Source organism: Desulfuromonas sp. AOP6 (assembly GCF_009731355.2).
GTDB lineage: Bacteria > Desulfobacterota > Desulfuromonadia > Desulfuromonadales > SZUA-540 > SZUA-540.
This window is the reverse complement of record NZ_AP022810.1, coordinates 2,703,843-2,724,271: the sequence shown is the minus strand read 5'-3', so window position 1 is coordinate 2,724,271 and position 20,429 is coordinate 2,703,843. Positions and strand designations below refer to the sequence as shown.

Here is a 20,429-nt window from a genome sequence, read left to right as displayed (position 1 = left end):
CCTGAGGGGCTCCCCCTTGCCTCACTTCACCCTTTACCCCTTCCCCGGAGTTTACGACGCATGTGCGGAATTGTTGGTTACATCGGTTTTCAAGAAGCCACTCCCATCATCCTCGACGGCCTGCGCCGCCTCGAATATCGCGGGTATGATTCGGCCGGCATCGCTACCCTGGATGGTGGCAAGATAGAGATCCGTCGTGCCCGCGGCAAGCTGATAAATCTCGAAAAGATCCTGCAGGAGCGCCCCCTGGCCGGCACCTGCGGTATCGGTCACACGCGCTGGGCCACCCACGGCCGCCCCTCGGAAATCAATGCGCATCCCCACTACGCCGGCGGCATCGTCGTCGTGCATAACGGGATCATCGAAAACTATCTTCCCCTCAAAGAACGACTGCGCGCCCAGGGTCATAGCTTCAGTTCGGAAACGGACACCGAGGTTATTGCCCATCTGGTGCGCCAGCACTATGAGGAGGGTGGTGACTTCGAGGCTGCCGTGCGGAAGGCGCTGGCCGAAGTGCGCGGGGCCTACGCCGTGGCCATCCTGTGCGAGCAGGAGCCCGGCAAGCTCATCGCCGCCAAGCTTGGCTCGCCGCTGGTACTGGGACAGGGCGCCGGCGAGTTTTTCGTGGCTTCCGACATCCCCGCCATGCTCAGCCATACCCGGGAGATGATCTTTCTGGAAGACGGCGAGCTGGCGGTCTTCAGTGCGGGCGGCATGCAGGTGACGACCCTGGCTGGAGACATCCTGCAGAAGGCGGTCAAGACCATTACCTGGAGCCCCCTGATGGCGGAAAAGGGGGGGTACAAGCACTTTATGCTCAAGGAAATTTTCGAGCAGCCCCGGGCCATTGCCGATACGCTGGCCGGTCGCCTGCGTGACGAAGCGGGGGATGTCTATCTCGAAGATCTCCACCTGGGCGACGAAGAACTGCGTCAGATCGACAAGCTGACCATCGTCGCCTGCGGCACCTCCTGGCATGCCGGACTGGTGGGCAAGTTTCTCATCGAAAAGCTGGCGAGACTGCCGGTGGAAGTCGACATTGCCAGTGAATTCCGTTATCGCGATCCTATTGTTAACGAGCGCATTCTGACCATTCTCATCAGCCAGAGCGGAGAAACGGCCGACACTCTGGCGGCCCTGCGTGAAGCCAAGAGCAAGGGCGGCAAAGTGGTGGCCATCTGCAATGTGGTCGAATCTTCCATCGCCCGCGAGAGTGACGGTGTAATTTACACCCATGCTGGCCCCGAGATTGGTGTGGCCTCCACCAAGGCGTTCACCACGCAGCTGGTGGCCCTGAATCTTCTCGCCATCCGACTCGGCCGGGCGCTGGGTACCCTCGGGGCAGAGGCGGCCCGCTCTCTTATCGCCGCCCTGACCACGTTGCCGCGTAAAATCGAGGATACGCTGGAGCTGGACAAAGAGATTCAGACAGTGGCCCAGAATTTCATGAATGCCCGCGATTTTCTCTATCTCGGTCGTGGCAATCAGTATCCTGTTGCCCTGGAAGGCGCTCTCAAGCTCAAGGAGATCTCCTATATCCATGCCGAAGGCTACCCGGCCGGCGAAATGAAGCACGGTCCCATCGCTCTTATCGATGAGAACCTGCCGGTGGTGGTCGTCGCCCCCCACAATGAAACATTCGAGAAGGTCGTCTCCAATATGGAGGAGGTCCGGGCCCGCTCCGGGCGTATCATCGCCATCGGCACCTCTTCCGGGCCCGAGTTGGCTGACGTCGCCGACGTGGTTCTGTGTGTACCGGAAATCGCCGATGAGCTGCTGCCTGTGCTCACATCCGTGCCCCTGCAACTGCTGGCCTATCATATCGCCGTGTTCAAGGGGACGGACGTCGACCAGCCCCGCAATCTGGCCAAAAGCGTTACCGTGGAGTAGATGTTTTGCGTATTCGAAAGAGATGGCTTTTTGCCTGGTTGCGGCGCCGCAGCACCGCTTTTCTCAGCCACTTCCGCATCAGCGAGAACACCTTCATGGCCACCCTGGCGGTGGTCATCGGTTTGCTGTCAGGACTAGGCAACTACGCCTTCCGCAAGACGATCGACTTCTTTCACTGGCTGGTCTTCGAGCAGGGGGGCGCTCTATTGAGCATCTCGATGACGGAGTGGAGTTGGAGCCGCCTGCTGCTGGTGTTCTTCCCCATGATCGGCGGCTTGCTGCTGATCCCCTTCGGCTTCTTTTTTGCCCGGGACATGCGCTACGGGTTCCCCGCTTTTCTGGAACAGGTCAATCTGCGGGGAGCCAAGATTCCCGGCCGCACCATTTTTACCCGCGGTCTGGCCAGCGCCATCACCATCGGCACCGGTGGCTCAGCCGGGCAGGAAGGTCCCATTGCCCAGATCGGCGGCGCCATCGGCAGCCAGTTCGGTCAGGCTTTCAAAGTCAGCGGCGACCGTCTCAAGGTGCTGGTGGCCTGCGGGGTTTCGGGTGGGGTAGCCGCGACCTTCAACGCCCCCATCGCTGGCGTCTTTTTCGCGCAGGAGATCGTCCTGCTTTCCTCTTTTGAACTCTCCAGCTTCACCTCCATCGTCATCGCCAGCGGCATGAGCACCGTCGTTTCCCGCGCCCTGCTCGGCAACGTACCGGCCTTCGCCGTCCCCCCCTATGTCATGGGGAGTGCCTGGGAGATCGCCCTTTACGTCCTGTTGGGCATGATTATCGGGGTGCTGGCGGCCGGATTCATTGATGTCCATTTCAGGGTGAAGGAAGCCTTTGAACGCCTGCGTCTGCCGCGGCTGGCCAAGCCCATTTTCGGCGGCCTGCTCGTCGGCGTTATTGGCGTCTTTTTTCCGGCGGTGTTCGGCAACGGCTATGAGTTCATGGAATCGGTCATGCACGGCGAGGGGCTGTGGTACCTGCTGGCCGCGCTTATCCTGATGAAGGCGCTGGCCACTTCCATCACCCTGGGCAGTGGCTTGCCCGGCGGCCTCTTCGCCCCCTCCCTCTATATCGGCGCTGTCACCGGGGGGGCTTTCGGCAAACTGGCCCAGTTGATTTTCCCGTCCGTCGCCGCTTCCCCGGGCGCTTACGCCCTGGTCGGCATGGGGGCTTTTTTGTCCGCTGCCACCCACGCGCCCATGACCGCCATCTTCCTGCTCTTCGAGATGACGGCATCCTACGAGGTCATCATCCCCATCATGCTCTCCTGCGTCATCGGAACTGCCATCAGCCGTCACTTCAAGAAGGACAGTCTGGACACGGTGGAGCTGTCGCGGGCCGGCATTAATCTGGAGGCGGGCAAGGAACGCAATATCATGAAATCGATCAAGGTACGCGAAGTCATGAGCGGCGCCCCTGAGTCGATTCCTGAAAATATGACGCTGGGGCAGTTCGCCAATTTTACCGCGACCACCCGACACACCAATTTCCCCCTGGTGAACGGCGCGGGGGAGCTGACCGGCATTATCTCCGTGCAGGATTTCATGGGGGTTGTCTTCGAGCGCGATCTGCGTGACCTTATTGTGGTGAAAGAGTTGGCGACCCTTGACGTCATTACCGTCACCGAGGATGAGGATCTTGATCAGGCCATGCGCAAGATCGGCTACCGCAACATCGAACAGTTGCCGGTGGTGGATCAAGAAGGGAGCAACAGGCTGGTAGGGATTATCTCGCGGCGGGACATGGTCGCCGCCTACAATCGGGCCCTGATGACCCGCACTCTGGAGGACACCGATGATTGATCTGCTGACCGGGCTCAACGCCCCGCAGCGACAGGCGGTGGAGCAGACCGAGGGTCCTCTGCTTATTCTGGCCGGGGCCGGCTCAGGTAAGACGCGCACCCTCATTCATCGCATCGCGTACCTGCTGCGTGAAAAAAAGGTCGCCCCCTGGGAGATCCTCGCCGTCACTTTCACCAACAAGGCCGCCGCCGAAATGAAGGAGCGTCTGGAGCGTCTGCTTGGGCAGGAGGAACTCCCCTGGGTCGCTACCTTCCACGCCACCTGTGTGCGTATCCTGCGCCGGGAGATTGCCGCCCTGGGGTTTACCACCAATTTCACCATATACGATGATCAGGATCAGCTGCGCCTGCTCAAGGACATCCTCAAGGAGTTGCATATCCCTGAAAAGGTGGCCAAGGAACGCGCCGCCGCCACCTTCATCGACCAGTGCAAAAACCGGGGGCTTTTTCCGGCCGAGCTGGAGGGGCAGGATTCCCGCGACGAGGCCCTGATCCGGGTCTATGAGCTGTACCAGAGGAAGATGAAGCAAGCCAACGCCCTGGACTTCGGCGATCTCATCCTCTACACCATCGCCCTGTTCGAGAAGCATCCCGAGGTGCTCGATCGCTACCGCCGCCGTTTTCGCTACATCCTGGTGGACGAGTTCCAGGACACCAATCAGGTCCAGTACCGGCTGGTGAAGCTCCTCGCCTCGGGGTACGGCAACCTGTGCGTGGTCGGCGACGACGACCAGTCCATCTACGCCTGGCGTGGTGCCGAGATCAGCAATATCCTTGGTTTCGACCGGGATTTTCCCGGCACCCAGGTCATCCGTCTGGAGCAGAACTACCGCTCCACGAACACCGTCCTGGAGGCGGCCGGCCATGTGGTCGCCCGCAACGTCGGCCGCAAGGGCAAGACCCTGTGGACGGAAAACCCGGCCGGGGAAAAGATCACCCTGGAGGCCTTGGCCGACGATCTGGAGGAAGCGCGCTATGTCGCCGCAGAAATTTCCCGCCTGAAGAAGTCCGGGCGCCCTCTGCGTGACGTCGCTGTTTTTTACCGTACCAACGTTCAGTCCCGTGCCTTGGAGGAAGCCCTGCGCGGGCAGGGGCTGCCCTACGTCATGTTCGGCGGCCTTAAATTCTACAGCCGTATGGAAATCAAGGATATCCTGGCCTATCTGCGGGTACTCGTCAATCCGGCCGATTCGGTCTCGGCCCGGCGTATTATCAATGTGCCGGCCCGGGGCATCGGCGCCGCCACCGTCGAGCGGATCGGCCAGTTTGAAGAAGAGGCCGGCGGCTTTCTGCCCGCCTGCCGTGAGGCGCTGGACCGTGGCGCGATCCGGGGGGCCGCCGCTAAAAGGGTCGGTGATTTCGTCACCCTCATGGAGGATTACCGTGGCCGCATCGAGCAGACACCTTATCCCGCCCTGACGGCGTCGCTCATCGATGACAGCGGCTACGGACCGATGCTGCGCGACGAGCGCACGGAGGAGTCGCGGGGACGCCTGGAGAACCTGGAGCAGCTGCTGGCCGGCATGGAGGAGCATTACGGCTCGGAAGGTACTCTGCAGGAATACCTGGAGCAGGTCGCTCTCATCACCGATCTCGACTCCTACGATCCCAGCCTCGACCGTATCACCCTCATGACCCTGCATGCTGCCAAGGGCCTTGAATTCCCCGTGGTGTTCATGACCGGCATGGAAGAGGGGCTCTTCCCCCACTCCCGTATGGGATCCGACGACGGCGACGTGGAAGAAGAGCGCCGACTCTGTTACGTGGGGATGACCCGGGCCATGGAGAAGCTCTATCTGACCCATGCCCGCCGCCGCCGGGTCTACGGCAGCTTTCAGTTCAACCCGCCCAGCCGCTTTCTGGAAGAAATTCCCGCCTCGCTACTGGTAGGCACCGATACGCCTTCGCTGAAAAAGCCGGCTCAGCATAATCTGGCTTCCATTTTCGAGCAGGTGGAACCGGCCCCTTTTGCCGGCGATGATGAGGATTTTTTCGAGGAGGAGGTGCGCGTTGTTCCCGAGGCCGAAGAGGGGCTGCGCATCGGCATTCGCGTTCGTCATGTCAAATTCGGCGTCGGCACGGTACGGCGCCTGGAGGGGAGCGGCGACAACCAGAAGGTCATCGTCTATTTCAATACGGTGGGGCCTAAAAAGCTCCTGCTCAAATTCGCCGGGCTGGAGCCGGCCTGAGTCAGGGCAGACGCTTTACCAGGCGGGTCGAGGCTTCGCGCACGACCTGGCGGAAAGTGATCGGTTTTTCCTGATAGGTGTCGTAGGCGAAATTCACCTCGTCCATCCCTTCCCAGACGATGCTGCCGTCCCAGCTGTCCCAGACGGAGAGAAAAAGGCGGACATTACCCGACTTGGTCTGGAAGAGGCGCAGTCCGAAGAAGCTGAGCCGGCTCTGGCTGCTCTGGGAAAAATTGGCCAATTTGAGCTGGGCCAGATAGCGGTGTCCGGTCATCTCCCCTACTTTCATCAGCGCGTCCTGCTTGAATATCCCGGTAAAGTGATACTCTTCGAACATGCTGCGGTATTCCGTGGCCATGCCATTGCGATTGATGTGACCGATGGTTTCAGAGAGGGTGGCCAGGGGGATGCCGGGACGGTGCTGTTCCAGGGCCAGGGCAAAGATCAGGGCCACGCTCTGCCGATCTTCTTCCTGGCCGGTGACCGAGGTGGGTGTGATGACGGCGAGGCCGTAGGTTTCCAGCTGGCTTGCTTCAAGGGACACATTGTGGGTCTGCGCCGTGCCGTCAATCTGCTTGAGGCAGCCACTGAGTGAAAGGACAGTCAGCGCAGCTGAAATAACGACGAAAATGGTCCTGGGCCTTGCGGAACGGATGAGCCTGCTGACGTATCTCATGGAAACCTCCCTGGCACGAAGGACGTCGATTCCCTTATGACCAATTATACACCCTTATTGCCGTTTCGTTGCTGTCGGCTGTGCCGGCTTGAAGCAAAAACGCCCCGGAGGAAGTATCGTTCTCCGGGGCGTTTTTTATCGAGAGCCTGATTCTCAGGCGCGGGCCTGGGGCAATAGCTCTTCCAGCAGGGTAAAGAGTTCCACCAGGTCGTCCGGGGTGAAGTCGGCCATGTGCGGAATGCGGAACGTCTTGTTCTTGATCTTGCCGTAGCCGTTGTCAATGGCGTAGCCCCGCTCGCTGGCCAGCTTCTTGAGCCGTTCCAGATCGGTGCGCTGGTCGTTCTGGCCGGAGGTCAGGGTCTGGGAGCGGTAGCCTTCGGCGGCGAAGAGACCGAATCCCTGCGCCTCGATCCACTGGCGGGTCATCTCGGCCATCTGCCGGTGGCGGGCATAGCGGTTGTCGAGCCCTTCCGTCATCATTTTGGCGAGCTGGTGGTCAAGGGCGTAGATGAGGCTGATGCAGGGGGTGCTGGGGGTGTTGTCCTTGAGATCGTTCTGCTCGAACTCCTCGAAGTCGAAGTAGTAGCCACGGTTAGGCGTCGTCTTCGCTTTGTCGAGGGCCTTGCGCGAGACAGCGAAGACGGTCAGCCCCGGCGGCAGGCCGAAGGCTTTCTGCACGCCGGCCAGGCAGACGTCGGTCTGCAGGGCGGACAGATCGAGAGGGACGGCGCTCATGGAGGAGACGGTATCGACAATAAAGGAGACCTCGGGATATTTCTTCATGACCTCGGCGATCTCTGCCAGAGGCGACATGACCCCGGTGGAGGTCTCGTTGTGAACAACGGTCATAGCGTCGTAATTGCCACTGGCGAGGGCGTTATCAACCATCTCCGGCGTAATGGGTTGCCCCCACTCGGCGCTGAAGAGATCGGCTTCGAGGCCGCAGCGGCGGGTGACGTCGTGCCACTTGGCGCTGAAAGCGCCGTTGGCAAAGTTGGCGCAGCGCTTCTGCACCAGGTTGCGAACGGCCCCTTCCATGACCCCGAAGGCGCTGGAGGTGCTCAGAAAGACGGGCTCGCTGGTGTTGAGAAGCGTTTTGAGCGCCCGGGTCACCCGCTGATGCAGAACGGCATATTCTTTCATGCGGTGTCCGATCATGGGAGCGCACATGGCCTCCATGACGTCGCGACTGACTTCAACCGGCCCGGGGATGTAAAGTTTCTTGCCCATCGTCGAGGTCTCCTTGCTGCATGGGGACAAAATAAAAAACGCCTGGCTCCAATCCATGGTGGGGAGCCCAGGCGAACGGCTGACCGGGCCTTGATGTCCTGCTCCCCGGTGGTATCCCACCTTTCGCCAGTCACAGGAGGCCCTTAAATTGTCCGAGTTAATCTGGCGTCTCATTAGCATATTCGCAGGGGCCCTGTCAAGCGGTTCGCGGTGGCTGGCGCCCTGTTCTGGCAAATGCCGAGAGGGTTCTGGCCGGGAAAGAATTTTACGGAGAAAGACCTTGACATTCTGGCTGAGCTGATTATATTTAGCGCTGTTGTTAGCACTCCTCGCGAATGAGTGCTAACAACAGCGCTGGCGAAAGGCCTTGGGAGTCTATCCCTGATATCATTTTTATAGTGAGAAGAAAGGAGCAGAAACATGAACATCAGACCGCTGCACGACCGTATCATTGTTGAAAGAGTAGAAGAAGAGACCATGACCGCCGGGGGACTCATCATCCCCGACTCGGCCAAAGAAAAGCCCCAGCAGGGCGTTGTTGTCGCCGCCGGCAAGGGCAAGGTAACCGAGGACGGCAAGGTGCTCGGCATGGACGTCAAGGTGGGCGACCGGGTTCTGTTCGGCAAATACGCCGGTACCGAAATCAAGATCGAAGGCAAAGAGTTTTTGATGATGCGTGAGGATGACATCCTCGGCGTCGTTGAAAAGTAATCCACATATCAAATCTGACAAGGAGGATATAGATTATGGCAGCTAAAGAAATCAAATTCGGGCAGGAAGCCCGTGCAAAAATTCTCAAGGGCGTCAACGCTCTGGCCGATGCCGTCAAGGTAACGCTTGGTCCCAAAGGCCGCAATGTCGTTATCGAGAAGTCTTTCGGCGCTCCCCTGATCACCAAGGACGGCGTCACCGTCGCCAAGGAGATCGAACTGGAGGACAAGTTTGAAAACATGGGCGCCCAGCTCGTCAAGGAAGTCGCTTCCAAGACCTCTGACGTCGCTGGCGACGGCACCACCACCGCCACCGTGCTGGCCCAGGCTATCTATCGCGAAGGCGTCAAGCTGGTAACCGCCGGTCACAACCCCATGGAAATCAAGCGCGGCATCGACAAGGCTGTTGAAGTCTGCGTCGCTTCGCTGAAAGAGCTTTCCAAGCCCATCAAGGACCACAAGGAAATCGCCCAGGTCGGCACCATTTCGGCCAACAGCGACAAGACCATCGGCGACATCCTGGCCGAGGCCATGGAGAAAGTTGGCAAGGAAGGGGTCATCACCGTCGAGGAAGCCAAGTCGATGGAGACCACTCTGGAGACCGTCGAGGGGATGCAGTTCGATCGCGGCTATCTCTCCCCCTATTTCGTGTCCGACGCCGAGCGCATGGAAGCCGTGCTCGAAGACGCTCTGATCCTCATCCATGACAAAAAGATCAGCAATATGCGCGATCTGCTGCCCATCCTCGAGCCGGTGGCCAAACAGGGCCGTCCCCTCATGATCATTTCCGAGGACGTGGAAGGCGAAGCGCTGGCCACCCTGGTTGTCAACAAGCTGCGTGGCACTCTGAATGTGGCTGCCGTCAAGGCGCCCGGCTTCGGTGACCGCCGCAAGGCCATGCTCGAAGACATCGCTATCCTCACCGGTGGCAAGGTGATCTCCGAGGACATCGGCTTCAAGCTCGAAGCCGCTACTCTCGACATGCTCGGCCGTGCCAAGCGTATCGTCATCGACAAGGACAACACGACCATCATCGACGGTGCCGGGGCTGAAGCCGACATCCAGGCTCGCGTCAAGACGATCCGCGCCCAGATGGAAGAGACCGCCAGCGACTACGATCGTGAGAAGCTGCAGGAGCGCCTGGCCAAGCTTGTTGGCGGCGTTGCCGTGGTCAAGGTCGGTGCTGCTACCGAAACCGAGATGAAAGAGAAGAAGGCCCGCGTTGAAGACGCTCTGCACGCCACTCGTGCTGCCGTTGAAGAAGGGATCGTCCCCGGAGGCGGTGTTGCCCTGCTGCGTTGCGTTGCTGGTCTGAACAATCTCAAGCTGGCTGGCGAAGAGCAGTTTGGCGTCAACATCGTCAAGCGCGCTCTTGAAGAGCCTCTGCGTCAGATCGCCGCCAATGCCGGCATGGAAGGATCCATCGTTATCGACAAGGTGCTCGGCAAGAAGGGCGCTTTCGGTTTCGACGCCGCCGCCGACGTCTATGGCGACATGATCGAAAAGGGCATCATCGATCCGACCAAGGTCTCCCGTAGCGCGCTGCAGAACGCTGCTTCCGTGGCCGGCCTGATGCTGACCACCGAGGCTGTCATCGCCGAACTGCCCAAGGATGACGCTATGCCCGCTATGCCTGGCGGCATGGGTGGCATGGGTGGCATGGGCGGCATGATGTAGTGCGACGAGAGTCGCGTAGGTAGCTAGCCTATCGGGTGCTACTTTGGTCCTAAAAACAATTGTTTAGGACAGCAGAGACCAGCTTCGTCTGGCCCCTGCGAACCCGAAAAAACTAGCAATTTAAACCCGGTAATCGGGCGATAAGCCCGATACCGGAACCCCCATAACCATGGGGGGAGGTGTTGGTCTTATGCCCACACCTCGCAATCGGAGGTATCTCCGCCTCTTGGCCGGAACTGGTTATCGAAGCGGAAATACCCATCATAAATGATGTCCCGAGAGGAAGAGTCAACGACTCTTCCTCTCGGGTACACATTGGGTCCGCTTCGGCCAACCAAGCCGAACAAAGTCGGAACTACCCGCCAAACTGGCCTGTATTGGATTCGATTCCATTCATGTCAACATCAAGGGAACTATACAAACTCAATCGAAATGCCCTTCGTTTGAGTTTGTTCGCTCCTGGCGATGACGGCCTTCCATCTGGAAGGTCCTCTCCCGAAAGCGGTACGTGTGTCCAAGAGACAAGAGCGTTTTGCCTCAAGGACTTGATTACCCGCGTCTAAATTGCTTATGGCGGCAACCTGCCGGCGTAAGCCAATCCTTGCATTGTCTCACCAAAAATTGGTAGCGAGACCTGTTGTTCGGCCAACAGTAGCCTAAGGGTGGTGCGTCACTGGTAACGGTGAGGTGCTGAGCGCCCTGATAATGTACCCCTGCATTTGCAGTTCTTGTCCACCGTGAGGTCACAGGAAGATTCTGCCAGCGACAAGGCGGATGAGGGGCTAGGCTGGGTGGTATGGTCAACGTAACGTGAACTGCTGATAAACACCGTCAACCGCACGGAGCCAAAGTCGCTGACAGGCTTCAACCAAAAGGTGCATGGCTGGTCCTTCCTCTTACATCTGGGAAGGCGTCGACACTACAGCCATCGGTGAATAGGCAGGACCTAACCCACTCGTGTGCAAGGATTGGAACTCGGTAAGCCCGTCGTTTCGCCCTCAGGGCAGGAAAGCCGTAAGGTGATCTGTTGGAGCGGCGGGTAGAGGAGGCCGGAAAAAGCGAAGGCCCGGTTGTAATGACTGGGATAGGAGCATTTGCTCTACCCGAGAGGGTGCAGACTTCCGGCTGGTCTTTATACGCGTAATGGCGTGTAAAACCCCCTAAGCAAAGGATCGGATAGCCGATCCAAATCAGAGCGCCCTGACGGGGAAAAGAAACACTTTTCCCCGTCAGGGGAGTAGTGCGTCTTTTGTCCTCAGATGGGTGTTCCAACATCAAGGAGGACAGCAAGATGAGCAATGACGAACAAGGGCCTGCGTCCTCCCACTTTCCCGACAACTGGCATGCCATCGACTGGCGTCTGGTCCAACGGAAGGTGAGGGGGCTACAGGTCAGGATCGCGCAGGCGACCAAAGAGGGCCAATTGAGACGGGTTCAAAAGCTACAGCGTCTTCTGGTCCACTCGTTTGCTGCCAGGGCATTGGCGGTCAGGCGAGTCACCGAAAACCGGGGCAAGAAAACGCCCGGGGTAGATGGGGAGTTGTGGAGTACTCCTGACTCCAAATGGAAGGCCATAGATCGGTTGAGGCGCAATGGGTATCGACCCAAACCGCTGCGCCGGGTCTACATTCCCAAAGCAAACGGCAAGCGCCGCCCGCTGGGGATACCGACGATGCTCGACAGAGCCATGCAGGCGTTATATCTGCTGGTCCTGGAACCGGTCTCGGAGACTACGGCAGACCGCAACAGCTATGGCTTCCGCCCACAACGGTCGACGGCCGATGCGATTGAGCAATGTTTTGTAATTCTCAGTCGCAAAAACTCGGCCGAGTGGGTCCTGGAGTGCGACATTAAAGGGTGCTTCGACAGCATCAGTCATGACTGGCTGCTGACCCATGTCCCTATGGACAAGCGGATTCTCAGGAAATGGCTGAAGGCGGGTTACATGGAGTCCAACCGCCTTAACCCGACAGAGGCCGGGACCCCTCAAGGGGGGAACGTCTCACCGGCGTTGGCCAATCTGGCTCTTGATGGCCTGGAGGGTGTGCTCGAAGAACATTTCGGGAGCAAAAACACCAAGAAAAGCTACAAGACCAAGGTCAACTACGTGCGTTACGCAGACGACTTTGTGATTACCGGGATCTCGAAAGAGCTGCTGGAAAACGAGGTCAAGCCGATTGTCGAGGCCTTCATGGCCGAGCGCGGTCTGCAACTCTCACCGGAAAAAACGGTGGTGACGCATATCTGCGAGGGTTTCGACTTCCTCGGCCAGAACATCCGCAAGTACAACGACAAACTGCTAATCAAGCCAAGTCGGGACAATTTGCGGAACTTTCTGGTCAAGGTGCGGGACGTAGTAAAACGGAATCCGACCGTGCCCACAGAAAGGCTGATTATGCAGCTTAATCCTCTGCTCAGAGGATGGGCCAATTATCACCGGCATGTGGTCGCCAAGGCGACATACAATTACGTGGACTACCGCGTCTGGAAACTGCTCTGGCAATGGTGCCGACGGCGACACTTAAACCGCCGAAAACGCTGGATTAAAGACAAGTACTTTAAGAAAGTGGGTAACCGGAGCTGGGTTTTTCAGAGTGCCACATCGGGAGGCGAGAAACTTTCACTCGTCTATGCCAGTGACACGCCCATCAAGCGACACACCAAAATCCAGGCCGAAGCGAACCTGTACGATCCGCAGTTTGAAAAGTACTTCGAGAAGCGCCTTGAGCAATTCTGGAAGAGTTCAACTGTGATACGGCGGAAACTCTACGGACTCTGGAAGGAGCAGGATAAGCGCTGTTTGGTTTGTCATCATCTCATCACGCAGGAGTCAGATTGGGATATCCATCATCTGATCCGCTGTGTTGATGGGGGCAGTGACAACCTCTCCAACCTGGTTGTGTTGCACCCCACCTGCCATAGGCAGCTACACGCTGCCGGATTGACGGTGAGGAAGCCGGTTCGGTCCTAGACCGGGCTTGTAAAGGCTTGAGCCGTATGCGGGGAAACTCGCACGTACGGTTCTTAGGGGAGGGGAGGCCAGCAATGGCCTCTCCTTACCCGACAAGACCGCCGCTCTTTGAGCTGCACTGGAACAACAAAAATCCCCCGGAAGAAATTCCGGGGGATTTTTTATTTAGGGCAGATGCGGAAGCTCTAAAGGATCAGAGGATGTAGCTGGCGACCTGTTCTCGGGGCATGGGCGACACCGCGATTGTCCAGCTCTGTTCTTCCTGTAGGAGCAGAACCTCCAGATGCGGCTCGTCCTTGCCTTTGCCGTAGGAGGTCAGGATAGCCGCGGCCGTCGCCAGATCTTCGGGAGAAGCCTCGCCGGATACCACCCCGAGGGGGCCGGAGAAATGGAGCGTGCGCAGCAGGATGTCCTGTGGGCGCAACAGGTTTTTCAAGGCCTCGTTGCTGACCTTGTCGCGGCCTAAGGTCAGCTTGGCTTTGTCCGACAGTCGGTACTGACGGCCGAGCTTGAGGTATTCGACGTCGGTGACGGTAGCTTGCGGATGGTGTTCAAAGAGATCCTTCAATCTGCCGGCAAAGGATTTTTCCGTCAGCAGGCAACCTCCTCCCGAACCGGGGTACTCTACCAGTTTCCACTCGCGAGCCAGTTCCTCCTGGCGTCGCCGGGTTCGCCCCTGGATATCGAGCAGACGCTCACGGTCGACCAGCCCCTGCTCCTCCATAGGGGTGATGGGCAGGAGTTTGGCGCTCAGAGGCCGCAGAATGCGATCGGGAAAGCCTGAGTAGTTGGCCACGGCTTTAAGGGCACTGAGGTTTTGACTCATCGGGCGTTGGCCCAGCACTTCGCCGGAGAAGAGGAAGTCATAGCCTTCATCGTTCATGATCCTCCCAGCTAGCCGGAACATCATGGCATGGCAGTCGATACAGGGATTCATGTTGCGGCCATAACCGTATTTGGGATTCTTCAGCATCTCCAGGTGGATGTCGCCGATATCCCGAATCAGCAGAGGTATGCCAATCTGGGCGGCAGCTTTTTCCGCTTTTTCCGAACCGAAAAAGGGGGTGACGAAGGAGATCCCCGTCACATCGACGCCCTGCCGTTTCAGGACCATGGCGGCCAGAATACTGTCGAGACCGCCGGAAATCAGGCCGAGGCCTTTACTCATAGCTTTACTCCTTGCATCGTGCGGTGTGCGCTCAGGCCGCCTGCAGGACTGAGGTAAGAGGGGGCACCTGGCTTTGGAGCCGGGCCGAAAACAAAAAAAAGAGGCCCGTTTCCGGGCCTCCGGGATTTGGCTCTTTCGATCAATCTACTTTTTGTGGCACCTGGCACAGTTGCCTTTGGCGTCAAAGGCCAGTTGGCCGTTGTGGCAGATGCCGCACTGTTTGCCGGCGTAGATTTGATCCATGGTGATGGTCACCGTCCCTTTTTTCATGGCCGGAAAGGTGTCCTTGTTATGGCACTGGGCACAGCTTTTGGCGGCGTCGTTATGCAGTTTGCCATCAAAAATCACTTTTCCCATAGGGCTTTTATCAAACTCTAGGGTTCTGCCGGGGGGGACGGCAAGAGCGGCGGTGGCGCCAAAAGCCATAAGAACCAGGACGAAAGCCAGCTTTTTCATGGTGAACCTCCTTCAAATTAAGTATGGGATGTTTGAAATCATTGTCTAATTATGCCTTTTGTCAGGGATAGTGCAACCTGCCCTGTCAGGAGATCAGACTATCGGGATAGAGGCTGAGAGCCTCATCGACCAGTTCCAGCAGATGCACAGCCTTCTGATTTTGCCCGGCATGGTTGAGGCTGTCCTGCAGCTGCATGATACAGCCGGGGCAGTCCGTGGCTACCAGCTGAGCCCCGCTGGTCTCGATGTTTGCCGCCTTCTTGGCGCCGATCTTTTTGCTCGTGTCGTAGTGATACACCGAATAGGTGCCCCCCAGGCCGCAACAGGTTCCGGCCCCCTCCATTTCGACAAAATCAACCTGTGGCAGCGCCTTGAGGATGAGACGCGGCTCCTTGGTGATGCCACGGGTGCGCAGGTGGCAGGGATCGTGATAGGTGACGCGGGTTCGCTTGGCCGTTTTGGGCAGGGCGGCCAGCTTTTCGGGAAAGCCTTGCTCGACCAGGAAGACGAAAATGTCCTTGGTCTTGGCCGCCAGTTTCTCGAAATCGCCACCCATCTCACCATAGATTTTGCCGAGACCGGCGTTGCAGGTAGCGCAGGCCGTCACCACGTAGTCGACGGGATGGCGATTGAGAGCGGCAAGGTTTTGCTCGGCCAGTTGCTCGACCACCTCACCGGCGCCGGCGCTGACAGCGGGTAATCCGCAGCAGGCCTGATCCTTGGGGATGACAATGGTCACACCGAGGAACTGCAGGGTTTTCAGAAAGACTTCACCGATCTGGGGATACATGTAGTTGATGCCGCAGCCAGTGAAGAAGGCGACAGTGGGTGCTCCTTCTTTGCCAGGGATGATTTCGGGGTGCTGCTCCCGAAAAGGTTTGGTGGCGATAGGCGGCAGGGTACGGTCCCGGTCGAGATACGGGGCAGGGAAGCGCAGACGCAGACCGCTGTTTTCCGGGAGTTTCTTGAACAGCAGGGAAGAGAGCACCCCGCCTGTCTTGGCCAGCGTGTTCATAAGTTTGGGGCGACCCAGAACGGCGGCTACCCCCTTGCCGAAGCTGCTCAGCCCCCGCTCTTCGGCGATGCGGCGGCGGGCGGCGGCGACAATGTCGTCGGTAGGGACCTTGTTGGGGCATTGGGCGCAGCAGCTCCCGCACAGCAGGCACTGGCTCATGTCCTCGAGTACTTTACTTTCAAGGTCGATCTGTCCTTCCAGCAGGGAGTGGGCCAGGGCCACTTTGCCCCGAGCCACGCGTCCTTCGTGTTTCTCAGCGCCGAATACGGGACAGTGGGCCCGGCAGGCGCCGCACTTGACGCACTGTTCTATCTCTTCCCTCAGATCTTCGAGTTTCTTCAGTTTGCTCATAAAAAGAACCAGTGACGCGTGTTGGGGTAATAGGGACGGTATCTTCCGACCGCAGCCTCAGGCTGAACGGTTTCCGTGTGATCAATCCAGAAAAATTTTGCCGGGATTGAGGATGTTATTGGGATCGAGGGCCTTTTTGACCGCCTTCATGGTGGCGGCTGTCAGCTCGCTGAGTTCCAGGGGGATATAGGCCGCCTTGGCGATGCCGACGCCGTGCTCGCCACTCATGGTGCCACCGAGCTCGAGGGCACCGCGAAAAACCTCTTCGATGGCCTTCTCGGCTTTTTCCATCTGGCCGGGCACTTTCTTGTCAATCATGACGTTGACATGGATGTTGCCGTCGCCGGCGTGACCGAAGTTGACGATGGGAATCTGGTGTTTCTCAGAGATGGCATCGACTTTACGGATCATCTCCGGCACCTTGCTGCGTGGCACGCAGATATCCTCGTTGAACTTGTCGGGGTTCACCTTGCGCAGCGACGGTGAAACGGCGCGGCGGATCTGCCACAAGGCCTCGCTCTCTTCCGGTGTGGCGGCAATACGGGTTTCCACCACACCCAGGGGGCGGATAATGTCGCTGATGCGGGTCACCTGCTTGTCGAGAAACTCGCGGTCGCCGTCGACTTCGATGATGAGCACGGCCCGGGCGTTCTCGGGCACCTGCAGGCCGGTGGCCTGGCGCACACAGTCAATGGTGCGGCCATCCATGAATTCGAGGGTCGTCGGGATGATCTTGCCGCGGATGATGGCCGAAACGGCCTGGGCGGCGCCGTCGATGGAATCGAAGAGAACCAGCATGGTCTTTTTTGCCTCAGGCAGCGGCAACAGCTTGATGACAATGCGCGTGATAATGCCGAGAGTCCCTTCCGAACCGCACATGAGCTTGGTGAGGTCGTAGCCGACGACCCCCTTCATGGTCGGGCCCCCCGTAGTGATGATGTCGCCGGTGGGGGTGACGACTTCAAGCCCGAGGATGTAATCCTTGGTCACGCCATACTTGACGCAGCGGGGGCCGCCGGCGCACTCGGCCACGTTGCCGCCCAGGGTGGAAAACTTGAGGGAGGCCGGGTCGGGGGGATAGAAGAGCCCCACCTTTTCGACGGCCTGCTGAAATTGCTCGGTAACGACGCCGGGTTCAACGACGGCGATGAGATTTTCCTCGTCGATCTCGAGGATGCGGTCGATGCGCTCGGTGCAGAGGACGATCCCCCCCTTGGTGGGCAGGCTTCCGCCAGAAAAGCCGCTGCCGGCGCCGCGGGGAAAGACGGGAATCTTCTCCGCGTTGGCCATCTTCATGATCAGGCTGATTTCCTGGGCATCGGCCGGAAAGACGACGGCTTCGGGCAGAAACTGCTGCTGGGTGGCGTCATAGGAATAGCAGATCAGGTCGGCCTTTTCCGTCGAGACATTCTTTTTGCCGACGATATCCTGCAGGATTTTTACGAGTCGCGTTTCGAGCATGGTTTATACCTTTTCTGGGCCGCGGCGGCGGCTGGCAAAGCGGATCAGGTGAAGACGGGCAGAACACTGCCGCCATCGGGGATGACCACCGTCCTGGGATTTTCGTTCAGCCCCTTGTACGCCATCCTCAGGGCTTCGTCAAGATCGGCAGCCTTTTCCATACCCATCTGACAGGTTTCCTCGCTGCCAAGTTCGCTGATCAGGATAAGCCGGAATTTCCTTGCCTTGAGCAGGGTGGCATAGGCCGTCTGTCCGTTGATTTCATAGTGCTGACGCAACTGCTCCTCGAACTCCTGCAGATCCTGATAGCGGAACCAGTTGAAAAAGGTGCTGTTGCCGAAGCCGTCCCCACAGGCGGCGAGCAGAACGAGGGTGCCTCCTGGTTTGAGGGCGCCAACTCCGTAATCGAGAGCCTTGTGGGCCTGAATGAAGTTGATGTCTTTGGGATGGCCGCCGCAGGAGACCACGGCGAGATCGAATGGCTCGGTCAAAGGGACGGCGTAGAGCTCTTCCACCTGTCGGCAGGCAGCCAGGTGAGCCTGCTCCAGTTCGCCGCAAGTGACGCCGAGGATTTCTTTGCGGGGCGACAGAACCGTGTTGAGCACAAAGTCGGGAGCAATCATGCGGGCGGCTTCCACCAAAGCGGCATGCACGGGATTGCCTTCGAGGACGCCCGTCACCGCCTGCGGATGTTTACCACCCACCTCGGGGGGGTTGAAAACGGCGAAATGGGTGGCCATGCAGGTTTCGCGACTGGCGACGCCCGGAACCAGCCCCTTGCGGCCGCCGCCGAACCCGGCGAAGTAGTGGAAGCCCGCCGTGCCGGTAACGATGACCCGGTCCGCTTCAGTGACCTTGCGGTTGACCGTGACGGGAATGCCGCCGGCGGTGCGTCCCAGTGTGACGAGGTCGGCGGGATTGTCGCAGTTGTGATCGCTGACGCGGATGCGTCCGTAGAGGGAACCGAGGATTTTCCGGTGCTCACTATCCGTCTGGGGCCGGTGAATGCCCAGGGCAATCAGGATCTCCATGTCCTCGTCGGCAATGCCGCAGTCGTTGAGATGACCCACCAGAATGGGCAGGTAGATTTCGCTGCCGGTGTAGCGGGTGATATCCGAGGTGACAATGACGACGCGCTCGCCGGGATGCACGATATCGGCAAGACGTGGACATCCAAGGGGTGCGGTGAGGCTCTGGCGGACCAGGTCCTCGGCGGACAGAGGGGGTGCTTGGGCCTTGGGGCGCAGAACCTGGGCCTCGGGCAGGGTGCATGTCAGTGTGCGGTCGCCGTATTTGAGTTCGATAACCGACAATTGATGACCTCCAGGGTTAATATTGCATTCTACGGATTCTACAGGAAAAGTGCAAGAAAAGAGGTGTTGTTACGGGGTGGATTTCCCCCGGGGCCGTCGCTGTCCGCAGGCCAGGGCGAAAAAGGCGGCCGCCAGTCCCAGGTAAAGAGGAGGAATATTTGTCTGTATGAAGCCGGCGACCAGGACGACAGTGGGGCCGAGGTAAATAGCCAGCGCGCCGCCTCTGGGTGAGAGGTGCTCTCGCAGGAAGAGGGCGGCCAATAAGGGCAGGCACAGGGTGGCGCCGCGCAAGCCCATGGAGAGAAAGCTCCAGGCCATGATGGTCGAGCCGAGATTGACGAGCACGAGCAGCAGGGCGAGCAGGAGCGCCGCCAGGGTGATAAGACGCAGGGAGGCCAGCTCGTGCTTTCGGGTCCAGGCGAAGCGGGAAATGACATCCACCTGCAAGGTGGTGCCGACTCCAAGGGTCAGACCCGCGGCGGTACCGAGAGCGGCAATCAGCAGAGCGGCAAAGGCGATGCCGGCGAAAAGGGGCGGGAGCTGCTGGAAGAGAAAGGTCGGCAGGGCCAGGGCACTGTCAAGGCCGGGTTGGCTCTGACGCATGAACAGGCCGACGGCGATACCGAAAAGGCCTAAAGGGGGGATGAGGACGGCGCTCAACAGCGCGCCCTGACGCGCGGCCTTTGCATCGCGGGCGGAAAAGATGGCCTGCAGGTAAGTCTGGGTGGAGACGACACCCACCAGCATGGACAACAGGTCGTTGAGGCCGGCGCCGATGCCGTAGCCGAAGAGGCTGAACCAGGGGAAGGGGGCGAATGAGCCCGCCAATCCCTGCCAGCCACCGCTTTGGGTGAAGGCGATGAGGCCGGCGCTGACCATGGTGATGTAGAGCAGCAGCAGTTTGAGCAGGCCGCTTCTGCCGGCGCCGAGCATCCCCTGCTGCAGGGAGAGGACAGCCACAAGGCCGGCCGACAGCAGGGCTCCCTGGAAGAGGCTGAGGCCGAACAAGCTGGTCAAAATGGCGCTGCAGGCCAGCAATTGGGCGACGATATGCACGAACATGCCCGCGGCGGAAAAGAGACTGGCGGCCAAGCGTGGCCTGGGGCCGTAGAAGCGGCTGATAAACTGGGGAATGGTTTCAACTTCTCCCCGGCGCAGGGGAGCGGCCATGAACAGGCCGAGAAAGAGGCAGGCCAGGCCGGCACCCAGAGTGAACCACCAGGCGGAGAGACCATAGAGAAACGCCAATTGTACCGTGCCGATGGTGGAGGCGCCCCCGACCAGGGTGCCCATGATGGCGCCGGCGACACTCCAGCGGCCGGCCTGCCGCCCCGCCACGGAAAAGTCCTGGGCACTGCGGACTTGTCGCCGACCAACCGCCGAAAAAAGCGTCATGGCCACAAGGGTAGTGGCAAAAGTGACGAGAAATGGCAGGGTGGGGGTCATGATTGGGTGAATCCCGGTCTGGTGGAAGATCTGTGCCTTTGAGTCATTCAACGCATGATAATGGCGGCAGTCGCC

14 protein-coding genes and 1 riboswitch are annotated in these 20,429 nt (G+C 59.2%); of the genes, 6 read left to right on the top strand and 8 right to left on the bottom strand.

Annotated elements, in window-relative coordinates:
• Positions 1-60 precede the first annotated feature (60 nt).
• The 3 genes from glmS to AOP6_RS12785 are packed head-to-tail and all read left to right on the top strand — an operon-like array spanning position 61 to position 5,880.
• Positions 61-1,890, top strand: a complete 1,830-nt coding sequence (gene glmS / locus AOP6_RS12795) for a glutamine--fructose-6-phosphate transaminase (isomerizing) (protein WP_155877136.1) — start codon at positions 61-63, stop codon at positions 1,888-1,890.
• A 5-nt stretch (positions 1,891-1,895) separates the two neighbouring features.
• Entirely contained in the window at positions 1,896-3,692 is a 1,797-nt protein-coding gene (locus AOP6_RS12790) for a chloride channel protein (protein ID WP_225897295.1), read from the top strand.
• A complete protein-coding gene (locus AOP6_RS12785; RefSeq protein ID WP_155877135.1) occupies positions 3,685-5,880 on the top strand; it encodes a UvrD-helicase domain-containing protein in 2,196 nt (731 codons plus the stop codon). The genes AOP6_RS12790 and AOP6_RS12785 overlap by 8 nt, the downstream gene beginning before the upstream one ends.
• A gap of 1 nt (position 5,881) precedes the next feature.
• Here the strand turns inward: AOP6_RS12785 and AOP6_RS12780 are convergent, their stop codons facing one another.
• Both AOP6_RS12780 and AOP6_RS12775 read right to left on the bottom strand, forming a co-directional pair.
• On the bottom strand, positions 5,882-6,556 hold the full coding sequence (locus tag AOP6_RS12780) for a hypothetical protein (RefSeq protein ID WP_155877134.1): 675 nt from the start codon (positions 6,554-6,556) through the stop codon (positions 5,882-5,884).
• Positions 6,557-6,709: 153 nt separating this feature from the next.
• Positions 6,710-7,786, bottom strand: coding sequence for an alanine--glyoxylate aminotransferase family protein (locus AOP6_RS12775; RefSeq protein WP_155877133.1), 1,077 nt, complete (start codon positions 7,784-7,786; stop codon positions 6,710-6,712).
• Between the two features lie 58 nt (positions 7,787-7,844).
• Positions 7,845-7,930: riboswitch (ZMP/ZTP riboswitch) on the bottom strand.
• Positions 7,931-8,206: 276 nt separating this feature from the next.
• Between AOP6_RS12775 and groES the strand changes: the two genes are divergently transcribed.
• The 3 genes from groES to ltrA all read left to right on the top strand — a co-directional run bounded on the left by groES (position 8,207) and on the right by ltrA (position 13,144).
• Positions 8,207-8,497, top strand: a complete 291-nt coding sequence (gene groES, locus AOP6_RS12770; protein ID WP_155877132.1) for a co-chaperone GroES — start codon at positions 8,207-8,209, stop codon at positions 8,495-8,497.
• Positions 8,498-8,532: 35 nt separating this feature from the next.
• On the top strand, positions 8,533-10,173 hold the full coding sequence (gene groL / locus AOP6_RS12765; RefSeq protein WP_155877131.1) for a chaperonin GroEL: 1,641 nt from the start codon (positions 8,533-8,535) through the stop codon (positions 10,171-10,173).
• 1,291 nt (positions 10,174-11,464) lie between these two features.
• The gene (gene ltrA, locus AOP6_RS12760) at positions 11,465-13,144 is read left to right on the top strand and encodes a group II intron reverse transcriptase/maturase (RefSeq protein WP_155877130.1); all 1,680 of its coding nucleotides are present in this window, start codon (positions 11,465-11,467) and stop codon (positions 13,142-13,144) included.
• A 193-nt stretch (positions 13,145-13,337) separates the two neighbouring features.
• On the opposite strand, the gene AOP6_RS12755 is transcribed toward ltrA, so the two are convergent.
• From AOP6_RS12755 to AOP6_RS12730, 6 genes are all read right to left on the bottom strand, one after another.
• Positions 13,338-14,312, bottom strand: coding sequence for a DUF814 domain-containing protein (locus AOP6_RS12755; protein WP_155877129.1), 975 nt, complete (start codon positions 14,310-14,312; stop codon positions 13,338-13,340).
• Positions 14,313-14,456: 144 nt separating this feature from the next.
• Positions 14,457-14,768 (bottom strand): cytochrome c3 family protein, encoded by a 312-nt coding sequence (locus AOP6_RS12750; RefSeq protein WP_155877128.1) that lies wholly within the window; start codon positions 14,766-14,768, stop codon positions 14,457-14,459.
• Between the two features lie 85 nt (positions 14,769-14,853).
• On the bottom strand, positions 14,854-16,134 hold the full coding sequence (locus AOP6_RS12745) for a (Fe-S)-binding protein (protein WP_155877127.1): 1,281 nt from the start codon (positions 16,132-16,134) through the stop codon (positions 14,854-14,856).
• A gap of 81 nt (positions 16,135-16,215) precedes the next feature.
• A complete protein-coding gene (locus AOP6_RS12740) occupies positions 16,216-17,595 on the bottom strand; it encodes an FAD-linked oxidase C-terminal domain-containing protein (RefSeq protein ID WP_155877126.1) in 1,380 nt (459 codons plus the stop codon).
• A 44-nt stretch (positions 17,596-17,639) separates the two neighbouring features.
• Positions 17,640-18,908 carry a nickel-dependent lactate racemase gene (gene larA / locus AOP6_RS12735; protein WP_225897294.1) on the bottom strand — a complete coding sequence of 423 codons (1,269 nt, stop codon included), beginning with the start codon at positions 18,906-18,908 and terminating at the stop codon, positions 17,640-17,642.
• A gap of 69 nt (positions 18,909-18,977) precedes the next feature.
• On the bottom strand, positions 18,978-20,354 hold the full coding sequence (locus AOP6_RS12730) for a sodium:solute symporter family protein (protein WP_155877125.1): 1,377 nt from the start codon (positions 20,352-20,354) through the stop codon (positions 18,978-18,980).
• Positions 20,355-20,429 lie beyond the last annotated feature (75 nt).